Origin of the sequence: Chamaesiphon sp. VAR_69_metabat_338, from assembly GCF_031423935.1 — a bacterium.
Classification (GTDB): domain Bacteria; phylum Cyanobacteriota; class Cyanobacteriia; order Cyanobacteriales; family Chamaesiphonaceae; genus Chamaesiphon.
The window spans coordinates 1-6714 of record NZ_JANPGM010000656.1; the positions used below are offsets into that span (position 1 = coordinate 1).

Annotated in this window: 5 protein-coding genes; 3 read left to right on the top strand and 2 right to left on the bottom strand. The window is 48.1% G+C overall.

Annotated elements, in window-relative coordinates; translation table 11 throughout:
* Positions 1–61 precede the first annotated feature (61 nt).
* From RMO84_RS18045 to RMO84_RS18055, 3 genes are all read left to right on the top strand, one after another.
* On the top strand, positions 62–2119 hold the full coding sequence (locus tag RMO84_RS18045) for a nucleoside-diphosphate sugar epimerase/dehydratase (RefSeq protein WP_310489824.1): 2058 nt from the start codon (positions 62–64) through the stop codon (positions 2117–2119).
* Positions 2120–2280: 161 nt separating this feature from the next.
* Positions 2281–3108 carry a hypothetical protein gene (locus RMO84_RS18050; RefSeq protein WP_310489825.1) on the top strand — a complete coding sequence of 276 codons (828 nt, stop codon included), beginning with the start codon at positions 2281–2283 and terminating at the stop codon, positions 3106–3108.
* Positions 3109–3340: 232 nt separating this feature from the next.
* Positions 3341–4378 (top strand): hemerythrin domain-containing protein, encoded by a 1038-nt coding sequence (locus RMO84_RS18055; RefSeq protein ID WP_310489826.1) that lies wholly within the window; start codon positions 3341–3343, stop codon positions 4376–4378.
* A 278-nt stretch (positions 4379–4656) separates the two neighbouring features.
* Here RMO84_RS18055 and rppB read toward each other — a convergent pair whose 3' ends face one another.
* Both rppB and rppA read right to left on the bottom strand, forming a co-directional pair.
* Positions 4657–6030 carry a two-component system sensor histidine kinase RppB gene (gene rppB, locus RMO84_RS18060; protein WP_310489827.1) on the bottom strand — a complete coding sequence of 458 codons (1374 nt, stop codon included), beginning with the start codon at positions 6028–6030 and terminating at the stop codon, positions 4657–4659.
* A 136-nt stretch (positions 6031–6166) separates the two neighbouring features.
* A partial coding sequence (gene rppA, locus RMO84_RS18065) for a two-component system response regulator RppA (RefSeq protein WP_310489828.1) occupies positions 6167–6714 on the bottom strand: 548 nt, incomplete at its 5' end.

The following is a 6714-nucleotide window of genomic DNA, read 5'->3' on the forward strand; positions in this document are numbered from 1 at the left end:
TGAGGCACATCTCCAAACCACCAGCATGGGTGAGTCAAATCAAGAATATTAAGTTGAGCAAATGATTAAGCTACCGTTTAAAAATGAAGAATTTCAGGTTTCTTCAAAGTTTTATACCTATTTAGACAAACTTATTAATACGGTTTCTAACGAGCAGAAGTATACAATTCTGACGGGCGTTGACATCATCTTGTTTGCCATCTCGATTAGTGCGGCGATCGGTTTCGAGCGCGGATTAGACCTGATGCCGATCGAGTGGCACCAACTTAATTTTGCGATCGCCGAGATCGCCATCAAGATTGGCTTTTTTTGGTTTTTTAATATTTATCAACAAGTATTGCGTCATGCTAATGGCGAATTTCTGTTTGCAATTGCCAAAGCAGTATTGGCTAGTTGTCTGACGATTGCCACGCTCGATCGCTTATTTTTAGTGTCGGCAATTCCCGCCTCTGTGCTGCTCAGTGACGGGATGCTCACCCTGATTCTAGCGATCGCGGTCAGATTTAGCGTCCGCCCGCTCCACGAACGCCTGCGGCGCAGTGCAGACTCGGATACCAAGACGGGAGTTATCATCTACGGCGCGGGTAATGCTGGCTGTTTCTTCGCGCAGGCTCTCGCTAGAGAAAGTAGCAAAAAACTCATCGGGTTTGTCGATGATAATCCCGCGCTCCAAGGTCAAACCTTGCAAGGCACCCGCGTGTATGCGCCAGCCGAATTGCTCAAACTCAAAGCCACACTCGGCTTTGAAGAAATTCTGCTCGCCATGCCCTCCCTCGACTCTCAACGCAAACGCAATCTGTCGCAACGACTCCAAATCTTGGGCGTACCTGTCAAAACCGTGCCCAGTATTACCGAACTTTTGAACGGTCATTTCGCACCTGCCAAGACTCCCGAGTTCGATATTGAGGATCTTTTGGGTCGGCAGTCGATTCCCCCGCGTCCCGAATTACTCCAACACGATCTGACCGATCGAGTAGTGTTAGTTACTGGTGGTGGTGGTTCGATCGGTTCGGAACTCTGTCGCCAAATTGCCAAGCAAAACCCCAAAATGCTGCTGGTATTTGAATTGCACGAATTCGCGCTCTATCAAATCGACATGGAATTGGGCGAAAATTATCCCCAGCTCAACAAGGTCGCCTGTTTAGGTTCGGTGACTGACGCGCCAGCCTTGACCCGCGTCCTTCAGAAATATCCAGTAGACATTATTTATCATGCGGCAGCTTACAAGCATGTGCCGATCGTCGAAGCCAATCCGATTTCGGGGATGATTAATAATATCAGCGGTACCCTCACCGCCGCTCAATGCGCGATCGAGTGTGGCGTGCCTAAATTCGTGCTGATCTCGACGGATAAAGCCGTCCGACCGACCAATATCATGGGTGCCACCAAGCGGGTCGCCGAGCTAGTACTTCAAGGCTTGGCCGACCAACCCGATCTCCAAACTTGCTTGACGATGGTGCGGTTTGGTAATGTCCTGGGTAGCAGCGGTTCGGTCGTCCCCCGCTTCCGCGAACAGATCTTAGCTGGTAAACCGATTACCCTGACTCATGCCGATATTACCCGGTACTTCATGACCATTCCCGAAGCGGCAACGCTCGTCATCCAAGCTGGGGCGATGGCTAAAGGTGGCGAAGTCTTCTTGCTCGACATGGGCGAACCCGTCAAAATCTACGATTTGGCAGCGAAGATGATTCGCTTACACGGCCTCGAACCAGAACGCGATATCCCCATCCAGGTGACTGGTTTACGTCCTGGGGAGAAAATCTATGAAGAACTGCTCATTGATTGCGATGCGGCTTTAAAAACCGGACATCCGAAAATTTTCTGCGCGCGCGAAGCTAAATTAGGTTGGGATGAGCTAGCACCGCAGCTCACGACCTTACTCACTGCCGCTGCCAATTGTGCCGTGACAGAATGCGTAGCCGTGCTCCATAACTTGGTACCAGAATATCAACCGATGGGACAATACGCCAAAGTTAAATCCGAGACATTGGCATTATCGATGGCTGCATCGATCGGCGACAAGCTCCGCAAATCAGAGGTCTATCAAGAAGGCCGCAAACAATTTGCCAATGGTACTATTCCTGCCAAATCCAAATCTAGAGATAGAGTAGCCTAACCTCTGGCTGGGGCGATTGATAATCTGACCTCAGACTCGAACGGATTAGCTGGCGGCAATCTCTCTCAACTGGCAGATCTCAGCCTATCCCCTTTGAATGAGGGCACTGCGGCTAAAGGTTTGTAAGCTGGGTGTAAACCAGCGATCGGAGATTTAAGATTATGGCCAGTCAAAGACAGATTCAAGACAAAGGCGAATCGACTCAGGAAGATTCGATTGAAAACGGTGCCGCGCAACAAGAAGTAACCGATGGCACCAAAGCATCAAAAAAGGCGGCACCATCTGCCAAATCGGCAACTGCTGAGTCCACAGATGATGCGAACATCAAACAACTCGACTCACTTTCCAAATTATTTCAAGGCGATTTGAGCGGGATCGATCCCGATACTGCGCTGGAGACGATCGATACTTTTCACAGCTTATTGAAACAAGCCAAACTACCCGAAGCTAAAGAAATTGCCACTGGATTGAAAGATCTCCAAAAGCTCTTAAAGCGGAAGGAGCCAAGCGGCCACGAACTCGGCGAACTCATCGCTCATCTGGGCGAGCAAACGATCGACATTGCTGGCGATGCCGATAAGGGACTCAAGGCACCATTACAATATTTAGGCAAGCAGCTCACCAAGATCGGTCGGTCTTTATCTAAAGCCGAAGATTCCGAGCAATTAGAAGCTTTAGACGCACTAGTCGATACTCTCAAACAAGCACCTGACAAAACCGATGCTAAAGCTTCAGTCGGTGAAATCGATCGCTGGTACGATTTACTACACAAATCTGAAGACGCCAGTCTCAAGGAAATCGCGACCGAACTTAAAGAATTAAAGCAGCTTTTAAAAGGTAGTAAAGCTAAAGGTGAGGAATTGAGCGAAAAACTCATCCAACTCGGCGAGAAAACAACCGCCGCTGCTGCTGGTGCCGGACGTGGCTTTAAAGGCGCGCTCCAGAAGTTGGGTAAAGGCTTAACAGCATTTGGCAAATCTTTGAGTTAATCGATCGAGCTAAATCTCCTTAATTATCATTTAGCACCCATCTTGTGGGTGCTAGACTGTATTTTTTTAAGTATTTTCGATCGCTAAATACTTAGATATTGTGACGCTCTTCCCAAAGATAGATCTTATCAATCCATCGTTAGAGAGATGAGCTAATTGTCTAAGTATTTTATCTTAAGAAAAGATGGTCTATCGACAAACGATAAACTTTAACTAGCAAGGAGAACAACAAATGTCTATCAATCTTGACGATTCAAAACGGACGGCGATCGCTTGCAAGCTAGCCGGAATGAAAGAACTTCAAAACTTGCTGATCTCTAACGAAGAAAAGCTCATTGGTGCTTGTGACGACCAAGAAATCCGCGATCGGTTTAGCAAGATGTTAGATGACGATCGCAAAAATATCGGGATTTTAGATACAGTCATGGTGCAATATGGGGTCAAGAGCGAACCCAAACAAACCATTACAGAAATGGTCAAAAAGATGGAGGAGTTGATGCAAGGCTCAGAGCTTTCGCTATATGAAAAAGCTTCTCAGCACGAACTCCTCAAGCATCAACAATTCATGTCTGGTGTATTGGTACATAAAGCAGCTCAAGTAGTCGGTGCTGATGTCGAAGCCGCTATCGCTCCTTTAAATACGCTCAACTTCGAGAACCGCGCCCACCAAGAACAACTCAAAGGTGTTCTCGAAATTTTGGGCGTACGCGAACTCACTGGGCAAGAAGCAGCGCAAGGCTTGTGGGCGCGAGTCCAAGATTCGATCGCCGCGTTCTCCGGGATCGTTGGCAGTGCTGTCACTCAAACCAGCGACAAATCTGACATGAATGTCCAAGATGTCATCCGTGCAGATCATAATAAAGTCAATATGCTCTTCATGCAAATTGATAACACCAACGATCCTCAGAAGATTGAAGAATACTTCGGTCAAATCTACAAAGATTTATCCGTACATTCTGAAGCCGAAGAGCAAGTAGTGTACCCAGCCGTCCGTCCGTTCTATGGCGATACCCAAGAACTATATGACGAGCAAGCAGAAATGAAAAAGATGTTGGAAGAAATCAAATCGATGACTCCTTCTGACAGCAATTTCAAAGCTAAAGTTGAAACCTTGAAGCAGGCTGTGACGGCTCACGTAGCTCAAGAAGAAAACACCATGTTTGCCGCGATTCGCAACAACTGTAGCGATGACCAGCAAGAACAAATGGCAACTCAGTTTAAGTCTGCCAAAAGCAAGCTCCAAGAGGAAGCAATGGCCCACTCTAAATAACTAAAGTTTCAAGTTTGGGACATCGTTATTTGAATATTTCAAATGCTCACTCAATCTAGTCTTACTGCTAATACTCCTCACCGCAAGACTATGTAATGAAAATTTGAATTAAACGACGAGTAACGATTGTCCTTTATTATTTCCTAACTAAAATCGGCCAGCGAATGATGAGAAAGCAAAGCAATATCTAGCTTTGTGCCGATGTTATGGTTACGAACTCAGCTCTCACACTTAACTAAATTTCTGGACTGAATGGAAACTTTTCCTGACAGTCCTTTTTACTTTTTGATGGGTAGATCCCCATTGAGTGGCAACCGCAGGGTAAATTTAGTACCACTTTGGGATATTGGCTGGTTGAGATCGCCCAGTTGGCTCACAACTTGAATGCTACCTTGATGGGCGATCGCAATCGCCCGGACGATCGCCAAGCCCAATCCCGTACCGCCCTGAGTCCGAGCGCGATCTGCACCAACGCGATAAAAGCGATCGAAAATACGCGGCAGATCTTCACTCGCAATCCCCACGCCATTATCTCGAACCGTGACGATCGCCTGCCGATCTGCACAGTCTAGTCCAATGATGACAACTCCCCCAGCCGGAGTATATTGAACAGCGTTGGTAATCAAATTGGCGATCGCTCGATACAGTCTGTCGCGATCGCCGTTGACGTAGAGTAGCTTGTCGGTGGCGATTTCCAAGCGCAGATCGATCTTGTGAGTGAGGGCGAGGGGAGCTAACTCTTCCTCTAAATCGCTGACTAACTCATTGAGACAGCATGGTTGCGACTTCAATAGTAACTGGTTGGCTTCCAACCGCGACAGCCATAGCAAATCTTCAGCCAGACGAGTGAGATAGCCAACTTGACGTTGGACGATTTCGAGATTGTTACGTGCTTCGGGATCGACGATCTCAGCTTCGAGCGTGCTATCTACGGCAATCCGCATCACAGCCAGTGGCGTGCGAAGTTCGTGAGCGGCATCGGCAGTAAATTGTTGGATCTGTTCGTAGGATTGATAAATCGGCTGCATTGCCAAGCCAGAGAGCCACCAGCTCGCCCCGCCGATGAGTAGCATCGCCAATGGAATCCCAAAAATCAGGATGAGATGCAGGCTATGCATATATTCATCTAAGAGATCGAAGGATTGGGCGACTTGGAGATAGCCCCAGTGACGATTGTCGATCGTCTTGAGTCGGAGCGTATGTAGATGAAACCGTTCGCCGCGATCTTCGGTAATAGTTTCCCAGTGCGTCGTGGGGAGTCGATCGGGAAAGTTGTGTTTGGTGGTACCGAGGGTGGCGATCGTCCGACCATTGCGGTTTAATAATCTCAGGTAATAGCCTTGTTTGTGAGTGAGTTTGCCGATTTGAGAATCGGGTTCGATCGGCGAACAAGGGTTGCCCGTTACGCACAATCCTGGTAATAATTTCAGGGCGATCGGATCGACGATTTCAGGTTGTTGCAAAACGGCTTCCAGGCTATCATGAACTGTGCCAGCGAGCGTATTTAGTTCGCGATCGATCGTCCGCGCAAAAGCCCGAATCATCACTAAGTGAATCGTATACCCACACAGCAAGGTAATTAACCCAATGACGATCGCATAAAAGCCAGTTAATTGAATGCGGGTGCGATTGAATAGTCGATTTTGATGCACTTTGGCTAGTTGGGAGTTGGGAGTTGCTGTACCACCGTATGGGAGTTGCGGCTGAAATCACGCGGAGGTTTCCTCCGCATGTGTTTCAGTCAAGACAGGGAGTTGGTAGTGGATAGTTGCGAACTCATCTAGCCAATCACCCCGCTTCCCGCTCTCCGCTATTCAAGCGATAACCGAATCCGCGTACGGTTTCGATCGCGTTTTCACAACCAAATTCGGCTAATTTTTTTCGCAACAATCGAATTTGGGCGGCGACGACATTACTGGCAGATTCGGAATCAAAAGCCCAGACGCGGTTGCGAATTTGGTCGTGAGTGAGCGTGCGATCGGGATGTTGCATCAGATATTCCAATAATTGAAATTCTTTGGCTGTTAAAGCAATCGATCGGTCTGTGCCGTGTAAATTAGCGATCGCAATGGCATTATTATCGTAGTCTAGCCGTAGATTTCCCACTTGCAACTGCTCCGGCTGAAACACTTGCGAGCGACGCTGGAGGGCGCGGAGTCTGGCGAGCAGTTCGGCCATCCCAAATGGTTTGACGAGGTAGTCGTCGGCACCAGCGTCCAAGCCAGTAATTTTATCCTCCATCCGATCGCGGGCGGTGAGCATCAGGATCGGCAGCATATAGTTTGCAGCCCGCAAACGTTGACACAGCTCGATGCCAGAGATTTTGGGCAACATCC